We start from the raw sequence: 21679 nt of genomic DNA on the forward strand, positions 1-21679 counted from the left end.
CCGTTTGGATCGGGCCGGGCTCAGGTGGGGAATTCGCCGAGCCAAGTGTGCTGGAGAAGGTGCTTGGGCAGGTACTCGGACTCGACGCCGATGGGGAATTTTCCGTCGTAGGCGAGGCAGGCGATGGCGAGTGGCCCGAGGGCGATGCTGCCGTTGATGTCGGTGGTGCGTTCTTCGTTCAGGGTCCAGTACGCCTGGTGCAGTTTCAGGGCTTCGATCAGGGCGGGGGTGAAGCCTTCGGTGTCCCTGGTGACGAAGTGGTAGAAGAGGTTGATCGGCGGATAGAGCTGCCCCTGCAGCAGATCGGGCGGGGCGATCCGGGCCACCGAGGGGTCTGACATCTCGATCGCGGCGGTGAGCTTCTCGACCAGCCCGGGGCGTCGCAGCCAGTACGTCTGCAGGGTGTCCACCCAGTGATAGATGTACTCGTCGTACGCCCCCTCTGGAGCCCGCAGCCGCTCCAACGGAATCTCACACAGCTGAGTCATCCGCTGCTGCTCCCGACAGATGACGGCAAGCCAGAACGCGGAGAGCCAGTTGCCCGCAGAGGCGGATGACCTCGGTCCCCTGGCGGCCGGAAGAGTCCGCAGTTGCCGGTTGATCCGGCACTCGGTGGTCCCTTCGGCCATGCCTGTCACGGCGAACCCTCGACGGGATGAACAACTGTTCGTGTGGCCATCTCTATCAACTCGCGCGTCGCTGGTGCAATCAGCAAATCGGCAACCGGCCAACAGTGGCTCACTCATGACGTGGCGATACGTACTCGTGGCGGCCACGCCCGGCGCGGGAAGAGGTGATTGCAGTTACGGACGCGTGTCATGAACTGACGGCACCCGGCCACGCCCGTGACCGTCATCGCGACCGACGTCGGAATGCGTACGAGGAGAATGGTCGGCACCATGGACGACGAAACACCACAACCCAGGTGGCGCTTCACCCTGCCTTGGGCAATCCTCGACGTGTTCGCCGACGGCCCTGTCCCTGCGGCGCTGCAACCCACCGCCGCAGTCCTCGCTCACCTGGAATACCGCTTCCGTCCCGCACTGCTCCGCCCGCACCGATGGCCGCAGTGCGCCTACACGGCAGTCTGGCCCGCGAACCGGCCGACGCCAGAGCCTGCCGAAATGTTGGAGGAACCGAGCCTGCAGGAGTTGGAAGGCGTCGTCCTCGCAGAGGTACACCTTCTGACCTGCGACGTCTGCACGGCACGCTTCCAAGCGGTCTACCCGGACCTGGGTATCCCGTTCTTCGGTCGGCACCTGGCAGCACATGAACTGATCAGCGGATGCACCATCTGCGGCAGCGACTTCGCGAGCTCCCGGATCCAGCCTCTCGCCCTGCTGCCGACCCCGTGACAGCCGGCCTGTCACGTCGGGACAGGAACAGCGGATAGGCGCCGGCCCTGGCAGGCCTGCCACCGCACCTGGTGCAGAATGCAGCCAAAGACGTTCGCAGGAACGGGACTTGGTGGGCAGGGCGATGCCCGTTCGTCACGGCGGTCAAGGGCGACCGACTGGTGTGACGGTGTGCGGGGGCCCTGTCGCCCCCGCACCATTCCGTGCCGTCCGTCAGTCCGTCAGCGTCTCGCCGAAGCGGGACGGGCCGGTCGGGGCGCCGATCGTGGCCGCGCCGAACGAGACAGAACCCTTGGCGATGACGCCCGTGGCATCCGTTCCGAAGATCCACAGGGCGCCCCTGCTGCTGTTCTCCGTCGGGGCGCCGACCACCATCTCCGCGCGGCCCTTGCCGTCGTAGTCGCCCAGCGCGACGGCCTGGCCGAACTGGTCGCCCGCCTCGGCGGCACCCGGGACCCCGGCCGTGTACTGGCCGAACTCCTTGGAACCCGCGCCGCTCACGCCCTTCGGGCCGCCCTTCAGCACCAGGACCCGGCCGGCGTCGGAGATGCCGTTGATCCGCTCGTTCGGCAGGCCCGTGGCGATGTCGGGGTAGCCGTCGCCGTCCGTGTCGCCCAGCGCCAGGCTGTAGCCCATCCGGTCGTGGAACTCGGCCGTACCCGAGATGCCTTCGGTGTCCTGGTTGATCCAGACGGGCTTGCGGGTGGTGCTCTGCCCCTCCAGGGAGCCGTACGAGACGAAGAGCGCGCCGCCCTTCTTCACGGGGGTGTCCGCCTGTGACCACTCGTCGCCGCGCCCGATGACGATGTCCCCGTGGCCGTCCTTGTCCAGGTCGGCGATGCCCACGGAGGTGCCGCCGACACCGGCGCCGTCCGCGTCCTTGATCTCGACCGGGGCGGAGAACCCGGTGCGACTGCCCTTCAGTAGATACGTGTGCTGCTGCCACGGGTCGTCCGGGCCGAAGCCGAGTACCACCAGATCGCCCACGCCGTCGCCGGTCACGTCGCCGACGGCGATCTCCGAGATGTCGAGCAGGTCGGTGCCCTCGACCGAGAACGAACTGAGCCGGCTCCACTGGCCGGTGCGGTCGATCGGGCCGTGCAGGATGTGGCCACCGAGTCGTGCGTCGTCCACCGCGATGTCGGCGATGCCGTCACCGTCGACGTCGCCCACGTCCAGGTCGCCGAAGCCGTAGGCCTGGTCACCGGGGATGGGCTTCAGGAGCATGGCGTTCTTCGAAAGGCCGGACGGGCCACCCCAGTTGACGGTCAGCACCGTGCCCTTGTCACCGTTGGCCCGGTAGGCCCAGGGGCGGCTGACGAGATCCGCGTAACCGTCGCCGTCCAGGTCGGCGCTGCGCAGGTTCGTGCCGTAGCGGGCGTCGTCCGGGTTGTTGATGTCCGGGCGGTTCGGCCAGGTCAGCACCTGCTTGTGGGCGGAGGACAGGCCTTCGGGCCCGCCGAAGAGGACGCTCACAGCGCCCGCACCGGCCTCGGGGTCGCCGAGGACGGCCATGGGGGCGCCCACGGCCACGTCCGGGTAGCCGTCGCCGTTGAAGTCGTCGTGCAGCCGCTTGCTGCTCGGCGCGCTCGCTGCCTGGGCGGATGCCTGATCCGCCGGGACGGACGACTGCGCGGCGGCGTGGCCGGCGGGAGCGGCTACGGCTCCGGCGACCAGGGCGATCCCGGTCGCGATCGCCAGCCGGCGGCGTTGGGAAAGAACGGGCACGTCGATCAACTCCGGTGCTCGGGACGTCGGTCGGGGCAGTACGGAACCAGCTTCCGTACTGCCCCGTACGACCTCGCGGCCCGGCGGATGGTTGTGCCGCACCATCGACGACTGCCGGCCGTCAGCCCTTCTTGAAGGTGTCGAGGTGGGCGAAGGCCACCACGTTGGCCTCGTAGTCCTTCGCGGTCTTGTTGTACGCGCCTCCGCAGGTGATCAGGCGCAACTGGGCGGAGTTGGTGTCGGCGTAGACCCGGTCGTCCGGGAAGTTCGCCTTGCTGAACTGCTCCACGGAATCGACCTTGAACGTGGCGACCGAGCCGTCCTCGCGGGTGATGTCGACCTTGGCTCCGGGCTTGAGGTACCGGAGCTGAAGGAAGACGGCCGGACCGGTCATCGTGTCGACATGGCCCGCCACGATCGAGGCACCGCGCTCGCCGGGGGTGGCGCCGTCCTTGAACCAGCCGACGAGGTTGCTGTCGTTGGGGGGCGGCGAGTCCAGCTGACCGGTGGCGCCGATGGACAGATCGGTGAACGGCGCGTCGACGCCGATGTCCGTGATCCGCAGCCGCTTCGGGACGGAACGCGACATCGCCGGGCCGACGGTGGCCTTCGACGAGGTGACGGGGTCGGGTGCGGCATGGGAGCCGAGGATCTCGGGGACGGCGGACGAGACGGCTGCGGGCGGGGCCGGCGGCTTGTCGTCGACCGAGGCGCCGAAGGAGTTGTAGATGAGGACCATGCCGAGCCCGGCTGTCACGGCGGGCCACATCAGGGCGCGGCCCAGTGTGGTTCGGGGGGCAGTTCGGGTGGGGGTGGAGCCGGTCGACTGCGGGGCGGCCATGGGAACGTGCCTTTCGGTTGTGCGGTGTTGAGGAGGAGGCCAGGGGAGGGGGCGTTCCGGGGCTTATCCGGGGCTTATCAGGGGGAAAAGCAGCCGCCGCGGCCGCCGCCCCGAGGGGCAGCGGCCGCGACAACGTAACGACCGGCTGGCAATCTGGCCTGTCAGGCCATCGCGCCACCCGTCGACTGGCGGCGGCGCAGCTTGTACGCGCCGACACCGACACCGCCGAGCAGCAGCGCCGAGCCGGCGGCCAGACCGCCACCGGTCATCGCCATGCCGCCACCGCCGGTGTGCACGCCACCACGGGGCTTGTCACCGCCGCGGCCGCCGTAGCCGCCGCGGTCGCCGCCGCCGTAGCCACCACGGTCGTCGCCGCCGCCGTAGCCGCCGCGGTCGCCGCCGTAGCCACCACGGCCGCCTTCGTCGCCGCCGCGGCCACCCTCGTCGCCGCCGCGGTCGCCACCGCGGCCGCCCTCGTCGTCAGCGGTGATCACGGAGGCCATGAAGCCGCCACCGGCGTGGACGCCGCCACGCGGCTTGTCACCACCGCGGCCGCCGTAGCCACCGCCTTCGTCGCCGCCGCGTCCGCCGCGGTCGCCGCCGTAGCCGCCACGGTCGCCGCCGCGGCCGCCCTCGTCGCCGCCACGGTCGCCGCCACGGCCGCCTTCGTCGCCGCCACGGCCGCCTTCGTCGCCGCCGCGGCCGCCCTCGTCGCCGCCACGGTCGCCGCCACGGCCGCCTTCGTCGCCGCCGCGGCCACCCTCGTCGCCGCCACGGTCGCCACCGCGGCCGCCCTCGTCGTCAGCGGTGATCACGGAGGCCATGAAGCCGCCGCCGGTGTGGACGCCGCCACGCGGCTTGTCGTGGCCGCCGCGTCCACCGCGGTCGCCGCCGCGGCCACCCTCGTCGCCGCCGCGACCGCCTTCGTCGCCGCCGCGTCCACCGCGGTCGCCGCCACGGCCGCCTTCGTCGCCGCCACGGCCGCCTTCGTCGCCGCCGCGACCGCCTTCGTCGCCGCCGCGTCCACCGCGGTCGCCGCCACGGCCGCCTTCGTCGCCGCCACGGCCGCCTTCGTCGCCGCCGCGTCCACCGCGGTCGCCGCCACGGCCACCCTCGTCGCCGCCACGGCCACCCTCGTCGCCGCCGCGACCACCCTCGTCGTCAGCGGTGATGACGCCGGCCATGAAGCCGCCGCCGGCGCGCACGCCACCGTACGGCTTGTCACGGTCGCCGCGGTCGCCGCCGCGGCCGCCGTGGTCGTCCCGACCGCCGCGGTCCCCGCGGTCGTCACCGCGGTCACCGTAGCCACCACGGTCGTCGCCGCGGTCGGAGTTTCCGTGGTCGTCGCCGTGCGAGGACGAGTAACCGTTGTCGTGGCCCGAGTCGCCTGACGTGGCCATGGCGTAAGCGGACGGGCCGGTGATGGCAAGGACCGCTGTGACAGCGGCCGAAGCGAACAGTGTGCGGGCAGAGCGCATCTGAACACATTCCTTCCGCGCAACTGCGAAGAGTGACGGGTTGTCGACTCAGTGTGGCGCAGTGGCGACGTGATCTACCGTTAGCCGGAATGCGAATCCGCGCCATCGGGGAGCGCAGCATTGGAGCTACACCGTGGGCTCTTTCGGGTGGCGTGGGGCCGATAATCACCCGTTGGACTGCACGCAGCGACGCGTGAGGTTTGGGCGGTGGGGCCCCATCCGTTTGCCGACGTATCCGTGCGGCGGTGTGATCGTCACCCGGTTCGCGACGGACTTTCAGTAGCTGCGAACGGCCCTCGGTGGAATAGGGAGTTGAGGGAGGTGCGCGAGGCGGCGGTCCGGCCGGGCGCGCCCCGCGCCCGGCCGGCATTCCCCGCGCGGGCGCCCCGGATCCGCGTCGGCGGCGTCCGTGATCCGCCGCCGCTGACCTGCTTGCCTGCGAGCGCCGAGGTGTGCGCGGGACGGCGGCCGGTAAATCGGTTGTCGGGGGGTTCGGCCCTCTGTTGTACTCGCCGCTGACGTCGACCGACAAAGGAGCGGGTCATGCGAGGAACTCACATGTTCATTCAGGCGGGAATTGTCACCGATCTTGAGGACATGGAGTTCCGTGCACACGCTGAATCTGGGAATTCTGGCGCATGTCGACGCCGGTAAGACGAGCCTGACCGAGCGGCTGCTCCACACCGCCGGTGTCATCGACGAGATCGGCAGCGTCGACGACGGCAGCACCCAGACCGATTCCCTGGCACTCGAACGGCAACGCGGCATCACCATCAAGTCCGCCGTCGTCTCGTTCGCCATCGACGACATCACGGTCAACCTGATCGACACCCCCGGTCACCAGGACTTCATCGCCGAGGTGGAACGGGTACTGAGCGTGCTCGACGGTGCCGTGCTGGTCATTTCCGCGGTGGAGGGCGTACAGGCCCAGACCCGCGTTCTGATGCGGACACTGCGACGCCTGCGCATTCCCACGCTCATCTTCGTGAACAAGGTCGACCGCGGCGGTGCGCGGGACGAGTCCGTTCTGCGGAGCATCGCCGAGAAGCTGACCCCGGCTGTGGTCGCCATGGGCTCCATCGACGGACCCGGTGGCCCGGACGCCCGCTGCACGCCGTACACCGGAGCCGACGCCGGCTTCACGGACCGGCTGGCCGAGCTGCTCGCCGACCACGACGACGCGCTTCTTGACGCGTACGTCGAGAACGCCATGGCGCTCCCGTACCGCAGGCTGCGCGAAGAGCTGGCGGCGCAGACCGGGCGGGCGCTGGTGCATCCGGTGTACTTCGGCTCGGCGATCACCGGCGCGGGGGTGGATGCCCTGATCGACGGGGTCAGGGAGCTGCTGCCCGCGAGCGGGGGCGATGCCGGCGGGCCGGTCTCGGGCACCGTCTTCAAGGTGGAGCGCGGACCGGGCGGCGAGAAGACGGCGTACGTCCGGATGTTCTCCGGCACGGTACGGCTCCGCGACCGGCTGCCGTTCGGCCGGGGCGACGCGCGCGCCGAGGGCAAGGTGACCGGGATCAGCGTCTTCGACCGGGGCTCGGCCGTGCGTGGGACGGCGGTCGGCGCGGGCCGGATCGCGAAGCTGCGGGGGCTCGGCGCCATCCGGGTCGGCGACCCGGTCGGCGTGCCGGACACCGCCGCACCGGGCCGGTGGTTCGCCCCGCCGACGCTGGAAGCGGTCGTGGTTCCCGGCCCACCGGCGAGCAGGGGCGAGCTGCACTTCGCGCTCGCGCAACTCGCCGAACAGGACCCATTGATCAATCTGCGTCAGGACGACATCCGGAAGGAGGTGTCCGTCTCCCTCTACGGTGAGGTGCAGAAGGAAGTCATCCAGGCGACGCTGGCCGACGAATTCGGAATCGGCGTCACCTTCCGCGAGACCACGACCATTTGCCTGGAACGGCCGAACGGCAGCGGTGCGGCGCACGAGATCATCGGCCAGAACGGCAATCCCTTTCTGGCGACCATCGGTCTCAGGGTCGACCCCGCCCCGGTCGGCAGCGGTATCGCGTACCGGCTGGAGGTGGAACTCGGATCGATGCCCTTCTCCCTGATGAGGGCGGTGGAGGAGACCGTGGGGGAGACTCTGCGGCAGGGAATGCGCGGCTGGCAGGTCACCGACTGCGTCGTCACCATGACGCATTCCGGCTACTGGGCCCCGTTGAGCACCGCGGGCGACTTCCGTAATCTGACCCCGCTGGTCCTGATGAGCGCGCTGAAGCAGGCCGGCACCACCGTGCACGAGCCGATCCACCGATTCCGCCTGGAACTCCCCGCGGACCTGCTCGGCCCGGTCCTGCCCGTGCTCGCACAGCTGCGCGCCGTCCCGGGGACACCGGCCCTGCACGGCTCCGTAAGCGTGCTGGAGGGCGAGATCCCGGCGGCCCGCGTCCACGAGCTCCAGCAACAGCTTCCGGCCCTCACGCGCGGCGAGGGGGTCCTGGAGTCCGACTTCGACCGCTACCGGGCCATCGTCGGTACGCCCCCGGACCGGCCGCGCACGGACCGCGACGCGCTCAATCGCAAGGAGTACCTGCTGCGCACGGTGCGCAGGGTCGCCGCGGGCGGGGACGCGCGGTGACCCGGGGACGGCCCTCGGTTCGGCAACGACCGTGTCCAGTTCAGCAACGACCGGGTCTAGTTCAGCAACGACCGGGCCGCCCGCGCCCGGCGCCGGATCGCCTCCGCCGCCGCGGGCTCGATCCCGTCGACCACGTCCGCGTACTCCTCCATCTCCGCCGCCCCGCGCAGGAACTGCCCGCTCTGGACGAGCAGCTGCGCGCGCTCGTAGCGCAGCCTGGCGGGATGCGAGGGGAGCAGCAGCGACAGGTCCACCGCCCACAGCGCCACATCCGTGTGCTCCGGACGGGCCGCCGCCCACGCCCTGATGTTGTTCAGGATCCGCAGCACGATCTCCAGCGGCCGCGCGGGCACCAGCATCGACTCCTCCAGCGGCTCCCCGGTGGCGCCGGCCACCAGCAGCTCCGCGTCCTGCCCGGTCATCGGCCGACCGCCGTCGAACGGATCGGCCAGCACCCGCTCGGCCGGATCGCCGAAGCCGACGACGAAATGACCGGGCAGCGCCACCCCGTACACCGGAGCGCCCGCCCGCCGCGCGACCTCGATCCACACCACGGACAGCAGGATCGGCAGCCCGCGACGCCTGCGCAGCACCTCGTGGAGCAGCGACGACTCCAGCCGCTGGTAGTCCGCCGACGAGCCCGCGAAGCCGTACCGTTCCCCGAGCAGTTCGGCCAGCGCCGAGGCCCAGGCCCGGCCGCCCCGCACCCCGTACGGAAGCCGGCCCGCCAGCTCGTCCAGTTCGATCTGCGCCGCGTCGATCCCGTTCACATCCAGTGCCGGATCAGCCACCGCGCCCAGCAGCAGGCAGAGCAGCGCGAGGTCCGGCCGCTCGGCGCGCGCCTCCTCGGCGAACTGCCGGCGCAGCTCGTCCTGGTCCGGGCGCTCCGGCCGCTCAGCGGGTTCAGGATTCATCGCCCGTCCGTCTCCGTCACGCCGACCGGAAGTGGTGGTACAGGTGGTGGACCGCGAACCCCATGTCCTCGTACAGCGCCCGCGCCCCCTCGTTGTCCGTCTCCACCTGGAGCCACGCCGCCGACGCGCCCTCCTCCAGGGCCTTGCGGGCGAGCGCGGTCATCACGGCGGTGGCGAGCCCCCGGCGCCGGTACTCCGGATCGACCTCGACGGCCATGAAGCCGGCCCAGCGCCCGTCCACCACGCACCGCCCGATCGCGGCGGGCGCCGCGTCCTCGCGGTCAGCGGGCACCGAGGCGAACCACACCGAGGGGCCGCCGCGCAGCACCGCCAGGACGTGCGGGCCCGGGGTGTCGAAGCGCTGGTAGCGGGAGAGCCACGTCTCGTCGAGGTCCCGGCTCAGCCGCACCCGGGACACATCCGCGTCCAGATCGCCGATCGGGGCGAGCCCGGCGGTGCGTACCTCCGCCGTCACCTCGCGTCGCCATCCGCGCTTCTCCAGCTCCGCGCAGAGCAGCTCCTGGGTGCCCTCGGCGCCGGTCGCGGTCTGGATGTACGCGGGCAGCTCCCGTTCCCCGTACCACTGCCGGACGCGCTCGAGCGCCTCGTCGAGCGGGACGCCCGGATCGCCGAGCGGCAGTACGGAGTTGGCGCGCCGGGTGAACCCCTGCGCGGCGCGCAGCCGCCAGTCGCCCAGCGCCTCGCTCTCCACCGGCTGCCAGGCACGGGCACAGACGGGCGCCAGCTCTTCGAAGGAGGCCGCCGGGCCACGCCGCCGGGCCGGAGCGGGGGGCACCACCTTGCCCGCCACCAGTGCCGATTCCGCGATCCGGACGGATTCACCGCTCTTCGGTGTGATCGAGAGCACACCGTCGTCCCACGATGTGAGAACGCCTACCGTGTCGGTGAACGTCGCTCCTTGTGGGTCCGTCTCGCACACACGCCGGACTGATACCCGTTTGCCCACGTCAGCCGGTGTGATTCGGACCTTGAGTTGTCCGCCGATGGTGAATTCCACAGGTCTGTACGCCCCTCCTGTTCGGTTCGTGCCCCGGAACGGAGATACTAGGGGCGGGCATCGACGACGCCGCGCTCCCGCGCGAGAGCCAACGCCCTACCGAGGAGGAACGACAGCGTGACCTACGTCATCGCGCAGCCTTGTGTCGACGTAAAGGACAAGGCCTGCATCGAAGAGTGCCCCGTCGACTGCATCTACGAGGGCCAGCGGTCCTTGTACATCCACCCGGACGAATGCGTCGACTGTGGAGCCTGTGAGCCGGTGTGCCCGGTCGAGGCCATCTTCTACGAGGACGACACCCCGGAGGAGTGGAAGGACTACTACAAGGCGAACGTAGAGTTCTTCGACGACCTCGGGTCGCCCGGTGGTGCCTCCAAGCTGGGCCTGATCGAGCGCGACCACGCGTTCATCGCCGCGCTGCCGCCGCAGAACCAGTAGTCAGCGGCCGGCACGTGCGCCGCCCCGGTCCCGTACGGCTTGTCACCGTGCGGGACCGAGGCGTTTCCGCGCCCGGGTGACGAGCGGCCCGAGTGTCCCTCGTGACCCTGTGCGTCCCTCGTGACGCCGCACGCCCCCTCGTGCCCCCGCACGTCCCTCGTGATCCCCGTACGAGAAAGCAGAGATCCGTGTCCGCAGTCTCCTCCCGTCTCCCGGTCTTCCCCTGGGACAAGCTCGCGCCCTACAAGTCGACGGCTGGGGCCCACCCCGACGGCATCGTGGACCTGTCCGTCGGCACCCCCGTCGACCCGGTGCCCGAGCTGATCCAGCGGGCGCTCGTCGCCGCGGCGGACAGCCCCGGCTATCCGACGGTGTGGGGGACCGCCGAGCTGCGTGACGCGATCACCGGGTGGGTGGAGCGGAGGCTCGGCGCGGTCGGGGTGACGCACGGGCACGTCCTGCCGGTCGTCGGCTCCAAGGAGCTGGTGGCCTGGCTGCCGACCCAGCTCGGTCTCGGCGCAGGCGACAAGGTGGCCTACCCGCGCCTCGCCTACCCGACGTACGAGGTGGGCGCCCGGCTCTGCGGCGCCGAGCCCGTCGTCTACGACGACCCGACGGAGCTGGACCCGGCCGGACTGAAGCTGCTCTGGCTCAACTCGCCGTCCAACCCGACCGGCCGTGTCCTGTCCAAGGACGAGCTGATCCGGATCGTCGCCTGGGCCCGCGAGCACGACGTGCTGGTCTTCAGCGACGAGTGCTACCTGGAGCTGGGCTGGGAGGCCGAACCGGTCTCCGTGCTGCACCCGGACGTCTGTGGCGGTACGTACGAGGGCATCGTCGCCGTCCACTCGCTCTCCAAGCGCTCCAACCTGGCGGGGTACCGCGCGGCCTTCATCGCGGGCGACGCGGCGGTGCTCAGCGAGCTGCTGCTGATCCGCAAGCACGGCGGCATGATGACGCCGGCCCCGGTCCAGGCGGCGACGGTCGCGGCGCTCGGCGACGACGAGCACGTCGCCGAGCAGCGGATCCGGTACGCGGAGCGGCGCGCGGCCCTGCGCACCGCCCTGGAGGCGCACGGCTTCCGGATCGAGCACAGCGAGGCGAGCCTCTACCTGTGGGCGACGCGCGACGAACCGTGCTGGGAGACCGTGGCGTACCTGGCGGAGCTCGGCATCCTGGTGGCGCCGGGCGACTTCTACGGACCGGCCGGCGACCGCTTCGTACGGGTGGCGTTCACGGCCACGGACGAGCGGGTGGCGGCAGCGGTCAAGCGGCTGTCCTGAGAGCGGCGGTACACGCGCGGGGCCCCGGGAGTGCGCACTCCCGGGGCCCCGCGTGTGTAGCTGCCGGCCGGTGGCCGGGGTGGGTCAGCCGAGCGGCAGCCCCTGGGTGGGCAGGCCGCCCTGGGGCGCGGCACCGGCGGCGCCGCCGATGACCTGGCCCGCGGTGCCGGCGGCGCCGCCCGCGGCCTTCTGCACGGCGGGGGTGGTCTCGGCACCGGCCTTGCCGACGGTCTTGCTCGCGGCCGGGAGGGTCGTCCCGACGATCTTGCCGCCGGTGTCGCCCGCCGCCTCGGTGCCCTGCTGGGACGCGCTGTCGACCGTCTTGCCGAGACCGGCACCCTCGACGGTGGTCAGACCGCCGAGGTCCGGGGTCTGCGGGAGCTCCGCGGCACCTGCGGCTCCGGCCGCACCGACCACGGGGGCCGCGCCCGCGGCGATCAGCAGCGCGGCACGGGCGATCCGGCGGGTCAGGGGGAGGGACATGATGCTCCTTCGACGGGATGAGGAATAGGTCTGTCCGTTGATCGGACGCAATGACAACCGTCGAAAGGGTGGGGGAGGTTGCGGTGGGCCGAGGTAAAGAATCGGTAATGCGTCGGATCATCGGCAGTGGAGGGGCCCGGTCGAACGCGGCATTTCCGCGAGGGGTGATGAGCCGTCACTTCTCTTCGACTGCAAGGGAATTGAGGTGCCGTAAGGCGGTGGTGGGAGGGGGCGTGCGAGGGGGGCGCTCGAAACGGGGACGGATGACACCTGCGGGCGATCGGGTGAACTAGTGCGCGAGCCGGATCCGGACGTCGGTGGTGCCCGATTCCTTACGCTCCGTCCGCCAGCCCGACCCGGCCTCCCATACCCGGCCCGCGTACGAGACCTCGGCCAGGCGGAGCGCCTCGGACTGCGCGACCGCCCAGTGCGCGAGCTCCCAGCCGCGCCGGGCCGAGCCGTCGTCCCCGGACTTCCGGGCCGCGGGCACCGGCACCGAGACCGTGCTCGTCGCCGCCGCACCGGCCGCGGGCGCACTGTCCCGCGGTGCCGTCGTCATCGCGGGCAGCACGTCCTTGCCGAAGGCGCGCACCAGCTCCGCCCGTACCTTCGCCGCGTCGGGGCTCGCGGCCGTCGCCCGCGGCGGCGCACAGTTCAGCGAGGCGGGCGTACGACCCGTCAGCGCCGCCGCCAGCAGCGCCGCGTCCGGCTCGTGCTTCGCGTACGCCTGCGGGAAACCGCTGCGCTGGACCCGCTGCGCGGCGACCGTCAGCGGCAGCCGCGAGTAGCCGGGGACCTCGGCCAGATGCCGGTAGAACTCCCCGGCGGAGTAGACCGGGTCCAGGATCTGCTTCTCGGTGCCCCAGCCCTGCGAGGGGCGCTGCTGGAACAGCCCCAGCGAATCCCGGTCGCCGTGCTCGATGTTGCGCAGCCCGGACTCCTGCAGCGCGGTCGCCAGCGCGATCGTCACGGCGCGCTCCGGCATCCCGCGCGAGGTGCCGACCGCGGAGATCGTCGCGGCGTTGACGGCCTGCTCCGGGCTCATCCGGTACGTACGGCCCTCGCCGTCCGAACCGTCGGCGGACCGCACGGTGCATCCTTCGATGACCTCGCTGCCGGTTATGTACTGAACGGTCAGATAGCCGCCGAGCGCGGCGAGCACGACAAGGGCGGCCGAGATACGCAGGAGGCGGCTGCGGCCGGTGTGTCGGCGGGCGGGGGTGGCGGTCCGGGGCACGGGCCCACCGTACTGGAGTGCCCGGCCGGTGCCGAGGGCCCAGTCCCTTAGGGTCGGTCCCATGCCCGAAACCACACTTGACCTCACCCTGGACGGCCCGGCGCTCACCGCCCGGCTCGTCGACTTCCCGTCGGTCAGCGGTCAGGAGAAGGACCTCGCGGACGCGATCGAGTCGGCCCTGCGCACCCTCCCGCACCTGACCGTCGACCGGCACGGCAACAACGTCGTGGCCAGGACGAACCTGGGCCGGGCCGAGAGGGTGGTGCTCGCCGGGCACATCGACACCGTCCCGATCGCCGACAACGTGCCGTCCCGGCTCGACGACAACGGGGTGCTGTGGGGCTGCGGCACCTCGGACATGAAGTCGGGCGTCGCCGTCCAGCTGAGGATCGCCGCGACCGTGCCCGAGCCCAACCGCGACCTGACCTTCGTCTTCTACGACAACGAGGAGGTCGCCGCGCACCTCAACGGGCTCGGCCACATCGCCGACGCCCACCCCGACTGGCTGGCGGGCGACTTCGCGGTCCTGCTGGAGGGCTCCGACGCCGAGGTCGAGGGCGGCTGCCAGGGCACCCTGCGGGTCTTCCTCCGCACCGAGGGGGAGCGGGCCCACTCCGCGCGCGGCTGGATGGGGTCCAACGCCATCCACGCCGCCGCCCCGATCCTGGCCCGCCTCGCCGCGTACGAACCGCGCCGGCCGGTCATCGACGGCCTCGAATACCACGAGGGCCTGAACGCGGTACGGATCGAGGGGGGCGTCGCCAACAACGTCATCCCGGACGCCTGCACCGTCGTGGTCAACTTCCGGTACGCGCCCGACCGGACCGCCGAGGAGGCGCTGGCCCACGTCCACGAGGTCTTCGCGGACTGCGGTGTCGCCGAATTCGTCGTCGACGACCACTCGGGCGCGGCCATGCCCGGCCTCTCCCACCCGGCCGCCAAGGCGTTCATGGCGGCGGTGGGCGGCACCGCCCGGCCCAAGTTCGGCTGGACGGACGTCTCCCGCTTCGGCTCCCTCGGCGTGCCCGCGGTGAACTACGGACCGGGCGACCCGCTGTTCGCCCACAAGCGCGACGAGCACGTGGTGGTCGAGCGGATCACCCACTGCGAGGAGCGGCTCCGCTCCTGGCTCACCGCCTGACCCACGGCATTCCCCTGTCCGTAACCTCAATGGATCTACCCTGGCCTGACACGGATGACCGTTGATCTTCCGGGATCTTCCGGTCATCGATCGTCGTCGGAGGGAGCAGGTCATGGGCAACCCCGAGGGAGCGCACGTCCCGGAGGAGCAGCGGCTCGGACCGGTACTGCGCCGCAGGGAACAGGTGCAGCCCGGCACCACCGACCAGCGGTTGCTGGACACCGAGGGCGACTCCGAGTGGGTGCACACCGACCCCTGGCGGGTGATGCGCATCCAGTCGGAGTTCGTCGAGGGATTCGGGGCGCTGGCCGAACTGCCGAGCGCGATCAGCGTCTTCGGTTCGGCCCGCACCCCGGCCGGCGGACCCGACTACGAGGCGGGCGTACGGATCGGCAAGGCCCTGGTCGAGGCCGGCTTCGCGGTGATCACCGGGGGCGGGCCGGGGGCCATGGAGGCGGCGAACAAGGGGGCGCGGGAGGCGAAGGGCGTCTCGGTCGGTCTCGGTATCGAGCTGCCCTTCGAGTCCGGCCTCAACCCGCACGTCGACATCGGCGTCAACTTCCGCTACTTCTTCGTCCGCAAGACGATGTTCGTGAAGTACGCGCAGGGCTTCGTCGTACTGCCCGGCGGCCTCGGCACCCTGGACGAACTCTTCGAGGCCCTCACCCTCGTCCAGACGGGCAAGGTCACCCGCTTCCCGATCGTGCTGTTCGGCACCGCGTACTGGAGCGGTCTCGTGGACTGGCTGCGGGACACGGTGGTGGCGCAGGGCAAGGCGTCCGAGCACGACCTGCTGCTCTTCCACGTCACGGACGACGTGGACGAGGCGGTCGACCTCGTGACGAAGGAGGTCGGCCGTTAGAGCCCCTTCGGGGAGCGGGGTCGAGCGGGGGTTCCGCCCGGTCCCGCTCCGCCCCGGCTACGCCAACCCGCGCCGCGCGACCGCGGGCTCCCGGTGGCCCGTGATGGACGCCACCATGTCCAGCACCTGCCGGGTCTCCGCCACCTCGTGCACCCGGTACACCTGAGCCCCCAGCCACGCCGACACGGCCGTGGTCGCCAGCGTCCCGATCACCCGCTCCTTCAACGGGCGGTCGAGCGTCTCGCCGACGAAGTCCTTGTTGGACAGCGAGACGAGCACCGGCCAGCCGGTCTCCGTCATCTCGCCGAGCCGGCGCGTCGCCTCCAGGGAGTGCCGGGTGTTCTTCCCGAAGTCATGACCGGGATCGATCATGATCCCGTCGGGCCGCACCCCGAGCCCGACCGCGCGCTCGGCCAGCCCCACCGTCACCCGCAGGATGTCCGCCATCACGTCCTCGTACGCGATCCGGTGCGGCCGGGTACGCGGCTCGGCGCCGCCCGCGTGCGTGCACACCAGACCGGCGCCGTACCGCGCGGCGACCTCCGCGAGCTTCGGGTCGACGCCGCCCCACGCGTCGTTCAGCACATCCGCGCCGGCCTCGCAGACCGCCTCGCCGACGTCGTGGCGCCAGGTGTCGACGCTGATCACCACGTCCCGGTGGCGGCGGCGGACCTCCGCGACGAACCCCACCGTGCGACGCGCCTCCTCCTCGGCGGTCACCTCCTCGCCGGGTCCCGCCTTCACGCCCCCGATGTCGACGATCGCCGCACCGTCCGCGATCGCCTGTTCGACCCGGGCGAGCGCCGGTTCGTCCCGGAAGGTCGCACCCTGGTCGTAGAAGGAGTCGGGGGTACGGTTCACGATCGCCATGATCACCGGCTCGTGCGCACCGAATTCGCGCCGCCCCAGCCTGAGCGCACCGCTTCGCATACCGCGTTTCTCCTCTGGTAGATCGCCCCGTGAGTCGCCTGCGACCCTGGGGTCTGTCCGGCGGATCAGGGCCGGACAGACCCTGATCCGCCGGACAGACCCTAGTGCCTCGCCCGGCGGGCACCGGCTGTCGGTGGCGCATGGCACGATCGGACCCGGACAGGTTTCCGCTCCCGGGGAGATGCGCGTGTTCTGGTTCTTGCTGGTGACGATGGTCGTGGTCGTGGCCGCGGTCACCCTTGCGGTGGTCGGTGGGGGGGAGAGCGCCGTCCTGCAGGACGTGGCGCCCGAGCAGCTGACCGACCCGCTGCCCGCGACGAGACCGGTCGGCCGCGCGGATGTCGACGCGCTGCGGCTGCCGGTGGCCGTGCGCGGCTACCGCATGACGGATGTCGACGAGGCGCTCGACCGGCTCGGTGCCGAGCTCGCCGAGCGGGACGCGCGGATCGCGGAGCTGGAGTCGGCGCTGGCCGGTGCGCAGGCGACCGCGGTCGGCGGCCCCGGCCTCGTCGAGCCGCCGCAGGAACAGCCGCAGCAGGCGTGGGAGGCGCCCGAGGACCGCCCGAAGGCGCCGTGGGAGGCGCCCGGGGAGGAGCCGCGGGGGACCGGGCACCCCGGAGAGGAGCCCCGGCGATGAGCGGCGGCGCGGAAGCGGCCCCGGACGGCGGACTGCGCTGTCCCTGGGGGCTCTCCACCGAGGACTACCTCGCGTACCACGACACCGAATGGGGCCGGCCCGTCCACGGCGACGACGCCCTCTTCGAACGGCTCTGCCTGGAAGCCTTCCAGTCGGGCCTCTCCTGGCTGACGATCCTGCGCCGCCGCGAGGGCTTCCGCTCCGCCTTCGCCGGGTTCAAGATCCCCGCGGTGGCCGAGTTCACCGACGCCGACAAGGAGCGCCTCCTCGCCGACGCCGGCATCATCCGCAACCGCGCGAAGATCGAGGCGACCCTCGCCAACGCCAGGGTGCTGGCCGGCTGGGACGCCGGCGAGCTGGACGGACTGATCTGGTCCCACGCCCCCGACCCGGCGGGCCGCCCGGCCCCGCGCACCATCGGGGACGTTCTCGCGGTCACACCGGAGTCCACCGCGCTGGCCAAGGACCTCAAGAAGCGCGGCCTGCGCTTCGTCGGACCCACCACGGCCTACGCCCTGATGCAGGCATGCGGCCTGGTCGACGACCACCTGGCCGACTGCGTGGCGCGCGGCCCCGGGGCGTAGCCCAGGAGCTATCGGCCGAGGTACTTCGGCTTCTCCTTGTTCAGGAACGCCTGCACCGCGATCGTGTGGTCCTCCGACGCGCCCGCCCGGGTCTGGAGCTCGTCCTCCTTCTCCAGCGCCTCGCTCAGCGTGTGCCCGGCGCCGTACGCCAGGGACTCCTTCAGCGCCGCGTACGCCACCGTGGGGCCGGACGCCAGGGTGCGGGCCACGGCGGCGGCCTCGGCGGCCAGGTCGGCGGCGGGCACCAGCTTGTTCACGATGCCCAGCTCATGGGCGTCCTGCGCCGAGATCGAGCGCGGGAAGAGCAGCAGATCCGCGGCGCGGCTCTGCCCGATCAGGCGCGGCAGCGTCCAGGAGACGCCCGAGTCGGCGGTGAGGGCCACACCGGCGAAGGAGGTGTTGAACGAGGCGGTGTCGGCGACCACCCGGTAGTCGCAGGCCAGCGCGAAGCCGAAACCGGCACCGGCGGCGACCCCGTTGACCCCGGCGACGACCGGCTTGGGCATCTCGGTGATGGCCCGCACGATCGGGTTGTAGTGCTCCTGCACAGTGCTCAGCGCGTTGCCGCTGCCCGACTCGCGGGTGCTTTCGAGCGTGGCCACATGCTCCTTCAGGTCCTGGCCGACGCAGAACGCCCGCCCGGTCGCGGTGAGCAGAACGGCGCGTACGGCGGTGTCGGCCGCTGCGGACCTCAGTGCGTCCCGGAGTGCCACCTTGGCCGCGGTGTTCATGGCGTTCATCGCGTCGGGACGGTTGATCGTGATCGTCGCGAGTCCGTCGCTCACTTCGTAGCGCACGCTGTCCGCCATGTGGTCGGCCATTTCGTTGTCCCCTTCGCACCTCGGGCAATGCTTGTCCAGGCAAGCATGGCCGACTCCGGCGGCAGCCGACATGTGACCTGCGTCTAACAATTGAGCCCCGATGCGGGGGTGCAGGCGGCGGAGTATCGCAGGCCGATCCCCGAATTGGGTGGTTTTGAGAGAGCGCGTTGCGCAAGCGATGCAGACCGATGTTGGTCATCGGGGTCTGTGATGCGGGATAATGGCCTGGAAGCAATGTGTTCGATGCCGGTGACACAGCGCCTGTCATGGGGCCGCCGGTTGCGATGAGCTGGTTTCAGGAAGGGGAACGAGCATGGCGGCCATGAAGCCGCGGACGGGCGACGGCCCGCTCGAGGTGACAAAGGAGGGGCGGGGCATCGTCATGCGCGTTCCGCTCGAAGGCGGCGGTCGGCTTGTCGTGGAGCTGACTCCGGACGAGGCCGATGCACTCGGCGATGCCCTCAAGAAGGTCGTCGGCTGAGCAGAGGCGCCCACACTTCAGCACTGCCCCGGCACGATGTCTGTGCCGGGGCAGTGCTGCGTCCACGAAGATTCTTACCGGCCTGCCCGGGGCGCGGGCGAGCCCCGGCCCCGTAGCCGCGGCCGTCAGCCCCTGCGCACCGCGCACAGCAGCCCGTCGCCCACCGGCAGCAGCGTCGCCATCAGCTCCTGGCTCTCCCGCACCGCACGCAGCAGCTCCCGCAGCCGCAGTACCTCCGCGGGCTGTGCCGCGGAGTCGACCGTACGGCCGTTCGCGAAGACGCCCTCGAAACAGACCAGGCCGCCGGGGCGCAGCAGGCGCAACGATTCAGCGAGACAGTCCAGGCTCTCCAGCCGGTCGCCGTCGCAGAACACGAGGTCGTATCCGCCGTCAGCGAGCCGGGGCAGTACGTCCAGAGCACGGCCGGGAATGAAGCGGGCCCGGTTGGCGGCGTACCCCGCGGCCCGGAAGGCCTCGCGGGCGAACTGCTGGCGCTCGGGCTCCGGGTCGACGGTGGTCAGCACGCCGTCGGGCCGCATTCCGTGCAGCAGATAGAGGCCGGACACGCCGGTCCCGGTGCCGATTTCGGCCACCGCTTTGGCGTCCGTCGTGGCAGCGAGCAAGCGCAGCGCGGCGCCGGTACCTGGCGACACCGAGCGGAGCCCCGCCTCCCGGGCCCGGTCCCGGGCCCAGCGCAGTGCTTCGTCCTCGGCGACAAAGGCGTCGGCGAACGCCCAGCTCGTCTGCCGGTTGGCGGTAATGACCCTCTCCTGTCCCCGTAGTTGGCGCAACGGTGACTGTATCCGCTGCACCCGGGAACCCGCAGATGGGACCGGGCGTTATGGAGGGACAGGGGAGAGCCTGTGGAATCGGCCCGCAGATCGGGTCCGGGAGCCACGGGCCGGCGGTTTCCGGGGCGATCCCCGGCCCCAACAGGAAAAAGGCTTATCCGGAGCTAACGGGCGAGGTCGCTATGGTAGGGGCTCCACTGGACACCACCAGAGCCGATAGGGGAGGTGCGGCTGCGCCTGTGGATCGGAGAGGAGTGCTGCGGCGCTTCCTCAGGTCGGCGGGTGAGCCGAAATCCGTGACCAACATTGCTGACCGTTCTTCCAACGACTCCGCACCGACCGCGACCTTCGCCTCAGATGCGGAATCCCAGGCGTGGACGCCGCCCTCATGGGAAGAGATCGTCAGCACGCACAGCGGCCGGGTCTACCGCCTCGCCTACCGGCTGACGGGCAACCAGCACGATGCCGAGGACCTCACCCAGGAAGTCTTCGTCCGCGTGTTCCGGTCGCTGTCGACCTACACGCCGGGCACTTTCGAAGGCTGGCTGCACCGCATCACGACCAACCTGTTCCTGGACATGGTCCGTCGTAAGCAGCGGATCCGCTTCGACTCCCTCGGCGACGACGCCGCCGAGCGGCTGCCGAGCCGTGAGCCGTCCCCGCAGCAGGTCTTCAACGACACCCACTTCGACGCGGACGTGCAGCAGGCGCTGGACACCCTCGCGCCCGAATTCCGTGCCGCCGTCGTGCTCTGCGACATCGAGGGTCTTTCGTACGAGGAGATCGCCGCGACGCTGGGCGTGAAGCTCGGCACCGTGCGCAGCCGTATCCACCGCGGTCGCTCGCATCTGCGCAAGGCGTTGCAGCACCGTTCGCCCGAGGCCCGTGCCGAGCAGCGCTCGCTGGCGGGCGCGATCCTGGCAGGGGAGGGCGGAACGGCGTGAGTGGCACAGGTCCGACCCCCGCGGAACAACACCTGGGGGACCGCCTCGCCGCGCTTGTCGACGGCGAGCTGAAACACGACGCCCGTGAGCGGGTGCTCGCCCACCTCGCGACCTGTGCCAAGTGCAAGGCCGAGGCCGCGGCGCAGCGGCGCCTGAAGAGCGTCTTCGCCCAGTCCGCCCCGCCGTCGCCGTCCGAGGGGTTCCTCGCCCGGCTGCAGGGCCTTCCCGGGGGGCCTGGGGGTGACGACGACGGCCAGGACAGACCATTCGGCGGCTCCGGGCGCTTCGCCGACGGGCTCTTCCCCGTGATCCAGCCGTCCGGCAGCCGCCCGGACTCGTCGGGGAACCGGTCGCTCGGCGGCTTCGGTTTCCTCCCCACCCAGCACGGCTCGACCGCCGTACTGCCGGGCGGCTCCTCCCGTTCCGGCTTCCGGATCCACGAGGTGGGACGCGACGGCGAGCGGTCGCCCTGGCGCGGCCGCAGATTCGCCTTCGCGGCGGCGAGCGCCGTCTCGCTGGCGGCCATCGCCCTCGGCGGTGCCCTGCCGACGGGTGCGAGTCCCAGCCCCGCGGCCCGCGCCACGGGTGCCGGGAACACGGTGACCCCGCTCGATGTCCCTTCACGCGGCGAGAGCGGCAGCCCGGTCGGCCGCCGCGGCGGTGGCAGCCACGGCACGCTCGCCGCGAGGGGGGCGGGCGACCGCTCGATCGCCGCCGCGCCGTCGGCCGCGCCGAGCGTCGTACCGGCGGCGCCCTCCGCCAGTCCCGCGGTGCTCTCCACCGCGAGCCTCGCGGGAAACCCCTTCGCCGCTCAGGTCCTGACCAATGTGTCCCCGCCACCGCTGATACGTCCGACGGGTACCACCCCGCTCTTCGCCGAGGTGTTCGGGCGGCTCGCCCCGCAGTCCCCGACGCCCTCCGCGCCCCCGTCCGGGACGCAGTCGTCGCCATCGCCCTGGGCGCGGTCGTCGGCCTCGGCCCTTCCCACCCCCGCCGATCGTGGTCTGCCGCTTTCCTCCCGGCTTTCCTCCCGGCGCTGACCGGGGTCTGCGCAAGCATTCGCAAACCTGGTTGAATTCCGGGAGCAGTTCCGGGAGGACGCCCCTGCCGGGGCGTGCAGAGGCCA

Annotated in this window: 23 protein-coding genes; 12 read left to right on the forward strand and 11 right to left on the reverse strand. The window is 71.5% G+C overall.

Translation table 11 applies throughout. The annotated features are described in order from the left end of the window. Positions 1–20 precede the first annotated feature (20 nt). Positions 21–746 (reverse strand): immunity 49 family protein, encoded by a 726-nt coding sequence (locus OG978_RS26735; protein ID WP_326767649.1) that lies wholly within the window; start codon positions 744–746, stop codon positions 21–23. 126 nt (positions 747–872) lie between these two features. Here OG978_RS26735 and OG978_RS26740 point away from each other — a divergent pair, with 126 nt between their 5' ends. Beyond that, entirely contained in the window at positions 873–1355 is a 483-nt protein-coding gene (locus tag OG978_RS26740; RefSeq protein ID WP_326767650.1) for a hypothetical protein, read from the forward strand. Between the two features lie 213 nt (positions 1356–1568). Here OG978_RS26740 and OG978_RS26745 read toward each other — a convergent pair whose 3' ends face one another. From OG978_RS26745 to OG978_RS26755, 3 genes are all read right to left on the reverse strand, one after another. Further along, the gene (locus OG978_RS26745) at positions 1569–3083 is read right to left on the reverse strand and encodes a hypothetical protein (RefSeq protein ID WP_326767651.1); all 1515 of its coding nucleotides are present in this window, start codon (positions 3081–3083) and stop codon (positions 1569–1571) included. A 121-nt stretch (positions 3084–3204) separates the two neighbouring features. Further along, the gene (locus tag OG978_RS26750; protein ID WP_326767652.1) at positions 3205–3924 is read right to left on the reverse strand and encodes a class F sortase; all 720 of its coding nucleotides are present in this window, start codon (positions 3922–3924) and stop codon (positions 3205–3207) included. 161 nt (positions 3925–4085) lie between these two features. Then, positions 4086–4220, reverse strand: a complete 135-nt coding sequence (locus OG978_RS26755; RefSeq protein WP_326767653.1) for a hypothetical protein — start codon at positions 4218–4220, stop codon at positions 4086–4088. Between OG978_RS26755 and OG978_RS26760 the strand changes: the two genes are divergently transcribed. Both OG978_RS26760 and OG978_RS26765 read left to right on the forward strand, forming a co-directional pair. Beyond that, positions 4215–5315, forward strand: coding sequence for a hypothetical protein (locus tag OG978_RS26760; protein WP_326767654.1), 1101 nt, complete (start codon positions 4215–4217; stop codon positions 5313–5315). The two genes, OG978_RS26755 and OG978_RS26760, sit on opposite strands and share 6 nt — an antisense overlap. A gap of 694 nt (positions 5316–6009) precedes the next feature. Beyond that, on the forward strand, positions 6010–7989 hold the full coding sequence (locus OG978_RS26765; RefSeq protein WP_326767655.1) for a translation factor GTPase family protein: 1980 nt from the start codon (positions 6010–6012) through the stop codon (positions 7987–7989). Positions 7990–8045: 56 nt separating this feature from the next. On the opposite strand, the gene OG978_RS26770 is transcribed toward OG978_RS26765, so the two are convergent. Both OG978_RS26770 and OG978_RS26775 read right to left on the reverse strand, forming a co-directional pair. After that, positions 8046–8903: a transglutaminase-like domain-containing protein gene (locus OG978_RS26770; protein WP_326767656.1), complete on the reverse strand. Its 858-nt coding sequence runs from the start codon at positions 8901–8903 to the stop codon at positions 8046–8048. Positions 8904–8919: 16 nt separating this feature from the next. After that, complete coding sequence (locus OG978_RS26775; RefSeq protein WP_326767657.1) at positions 8920–9921, reverse strand: GNAT family N-acetyltransferase; 1002 nt, start codon at positions 9919–9921, stop codon at positions 8920–8922. A 117-nt stretch (positions 9922–10038) separates the two neighbouring features. Here OG978_RS26775 and fdxA point away from each other — a divergent pair, with 117 nt between their 5' ends. After that, the gene (fdxA, locus tag OG978_RS26780; protein WP_018956287.1) at positions 10039–10359 is read left to right on the forward strand and encodes a ferredoxin; all 321 of its coding nucleotides are present in this window, start codon (positions 10039–10041) and stop codon (positions 10357–10359) included. Between the two features lie 188 nt (positions 10360–10547). Further along, positions 10548–11642: a bifunctional succinyldiaminopimelate transaminase/glutamate-prephenate aminotransferase gene (locus tag OG978_RS26785; RefSeq protein ID WP_326767658.1), complete on the forward strand. Its 1095-nt coding sequence runs from the start codon at positions 10548–10550 to the stop codon at positions 11640–11642. Between the two features lie 84 nt (positions 11643–11726). On the opposite strand, the gene OG978_RS26790 is transcribed toward OG978_RS26785, so the two are convergent. Further along, positions 11727–12125, reverse strand: coding sequence for an ATP-binding protein (locus tag OG978_RS26790; RefSeq protein ID WP_326767659.1), 399 nt, complete (start codon positions 12123–12125; stop codon positions 11727–11729). Positions 12126–12414: 289 nt separating this feature from the next. Further along, positions 12415–13362: a hypothetical protein gene (locus OG978_RS26795; RefSeq protein ID WP_326767660.1), complete on the reverse strand. Its 948-nt coding sequence runs from the start codon at positions 13360–13362 to the stop codon at positions 12415–12417. A 61-nt stretch (positions 13363–13423) separates the two neighbouring features. Between OG978_RS26795 and dapE the strand changes: the two genes are divergently transcribed. Continuing rightward, the gene (gene dapE, locus OG978_RS26800; protein ID WP_326767661.1) at positions 13424–14503 is read left to right on the forward strand and encodes a succinyl-diaminopimelate desuccinylase; all 1080 of its coding nucleotides are present in this window, start codon (positions 13424–13426) and stop codon (positions 14501–14503) included. 112 nt (positions 14504–14615) lie between these two features. Beyond that, positions 14616–15365 carry a TIGR00730 family Rossman fold protein gene (locus OG978_RS26805; protein WP_326767662.1) on the forward strand — a complete coding sequence of 250 codons (750 nt, stop codon included), beginning with the start codon at positions 14616–14618 and terminating at the stop codon, positions 15363–15365. A gap of 57 nt (positions 15366–15422) precedes the next feature. On the opposite strand, the gene folP is transcribed toward OG978_RS26805, so the two are convergent. Next, entirely contained in the window at positions 15423–16295 is an 873-nt protein-coding gene (gene folP, locus OG978_RS26810) for a dihydropteroate synthase (RefSeq protein ID WP_326767663.1), read from the reverse strand. Between the two features lie 187 nt (positions 16296–16482). On the opposite strand from folP, the gene OG978_RS26815 reads away from it, so the two are divergent. Next, positions 16483–16932, forward strand: coding sequence for a DivIVA domain-containing protein (locus OG978_RS26815; protein ID WP_326767664.1), 450 nt, complete (start codon positions 16483–16485; stop codon positions 16930–16932). Further along, on the forward strand, positions 16929–17516 hold the full coding sequence (locus tag OG978_RS26820) for a DNA-3-methyladenine glycosylase I (protein WP_326767665.1): 588 nt from the start codon (positions 16929–16931) through the stop codon (positions 17514–17516). Before OG978_RS26815 ends, OG978_RS26820 begins: the two co-directional genes overlap by 4 nt. An 8-nt stretch (positions 17517–17524) precedes the next feature. Here the strand turns inward: OG978_RS26820 and OG978_RS26825 are convergent, their stop codons facing one another. Continuing rightward, on the reverse strand, positions 17525–18337 hold the full coding sequence (locus tag OG978_RS26825; protein ID WP_326767666.1) for an enoyl-CoA hydratase/isomerase family protein: 813 nt from the start codon (positions 18335–18337) through the stop codon (positions 17525–17527). Positions 18338–18650: 313 nt separating this feature from the next. Between OG978_RS26825 and OG978_RS26830 the strand changes: the two genes are divergently transcribed. Continuing rightward, the gene (locus tag OG978_RS26830) at positions 18651–18818 is read left to right on the forward strand and encodes a DUF3117 domain-containing protein (RefSeq protein WP_003966491.1); all 168 of its coding nucleotides are present in this window, start codon (positions 18651–18653) and stop codon (positions 18816–18818) included. Between the two features lie 125 nt (positions 18819–18943). Here the strand turns inward: OG978_RS26830 and OG978_RS26835 are convergent, their stop codons facing one another. After that, positions 18944–19609, reverse strand: a complete 666-nt coding sequence (locus OG978_RS26835) for an O-methyltransferase (protein ID WP_326770174.1) — start codon at positions 19607–19609, stop codon at positions 18944–18946. Positions 19610–19791: 182 nt separating this feature from the next. On the opposite strand from OG978_RS26835, the gene sigE reads away from it, so the two are divergent. Then, the gene (sigE, locus tag OG978_RS26840; protein ID WP_326770175.1) at positions 19792–20553 is read left to right on the forward strand and encodes an RNA polymerase sigma factor SigE; all 762 of its coding nucleotides are present in this window, start codon (positions 19792–19794) and stop codon (positions 20551–20553) included. Then, positions 20550–21593, forward strand: a complete 1044-nt coding sequence (locus OG978_RS26845) for a zf-HC2 domain-containing protein (RefSeq protein WP_326767667.1) — start codon at positions 20550–20552, stop codon at positions 21591–21593. Before sigE ends, OG978_RS26845 begins: the two co-directional genes overlap by 4 nt. The last annotated feature ends 86 nt before the right edge of the window (positions 21594–21679 follow it).

The organism is Streptomyces sp. NBC_01591 (assembly GCF_035918155.1).
Classification (GTDB): Bacteria; Actinomycetota; Actinomycetes; order Streptomycetales; family Streptomycetaceae; genus Streptomyces.

Coding starts and splice junctions, on each gene's coding strand:
- OG978_RS26790 (WP_326767659.1), bottom strand. CDS start 12,125: ATGTCCCTCCCCCTGACCCGCCGGATCGCCCGTGCCGCGCTGCTGATC.
- OG978_RS26735 (WP_326767649.1), bottom strand. CDS start 746: ATGAGTGAGCCACTGTTGGCCGGTTGCCGATTTGCTGATTGCACCAGC.
- OG978_RS26770 (WP_326767656.1), bottom strand. CDS start 8,903: ATGAATCCTGAACCCGCTGAGCGGCCGGAGCGCCCGGACCAGGACGAG.
- folP (WP_326767663.1), bottom strand. CDS start 16,295: ATGCGAAGCGGTGCGCTCAGGCTGGGGCGGCGCGAATTCGGTGCGCAC.
- sigE (WP_326770175.1), top strand. CDS start 19,792: ATGGTAGGGGCTCCACTGGACACCACCAGAGCCGATAGGGGAGGTGCG.
- OG978_RS26805 (WP_326767662.1), top strand. CDS start 14,616: ATGGGCAACCCCGAGGGAGCGCACGTCCCGGAGGAGCAGCGGCTCGGA.
- dapE (WP_326767661.1), top strand. CDS start 13,424: ATGCCCGAAACCACACTTGACCTCACCCTGGACGGCCCGGCGCTCACC.
- OG978_RS26740 (WP_326767650.1), top strand. CDS start 873: ATGCGTACGAGGAGAATGGTCGGCACCATGGACGACGAAACACCACAA.
- OG978_RS26820 (WP_326767665.1), top strand. CDS start 16,929: ATGAGCGGCGGCGCGGAAGCGGCCCCGGACGGCGGACTGCGCTGTCCC.
- OG978_RS26750 (WP_326767652.1), bottom strand. CDS start 3,924: ATGGCCGCCCCGCAGTCGACCGGCTCCACCCCCACCCGAACTGCCCCC.
- OG978_RS26830 (WP_003966491.1), top strand. CDS start 18,651: ATGGCGGCCATGAAGCCGCGGACGGGCGACGGCCCGCTCGAGGTGACA.
- OG978_RS26825 (WP_326767666.1), bottom strand. CDS start 18,337: ATGGCCGACCACATGGCGGACAGCGTGCGCTACGAAGTGAGCGACGGA.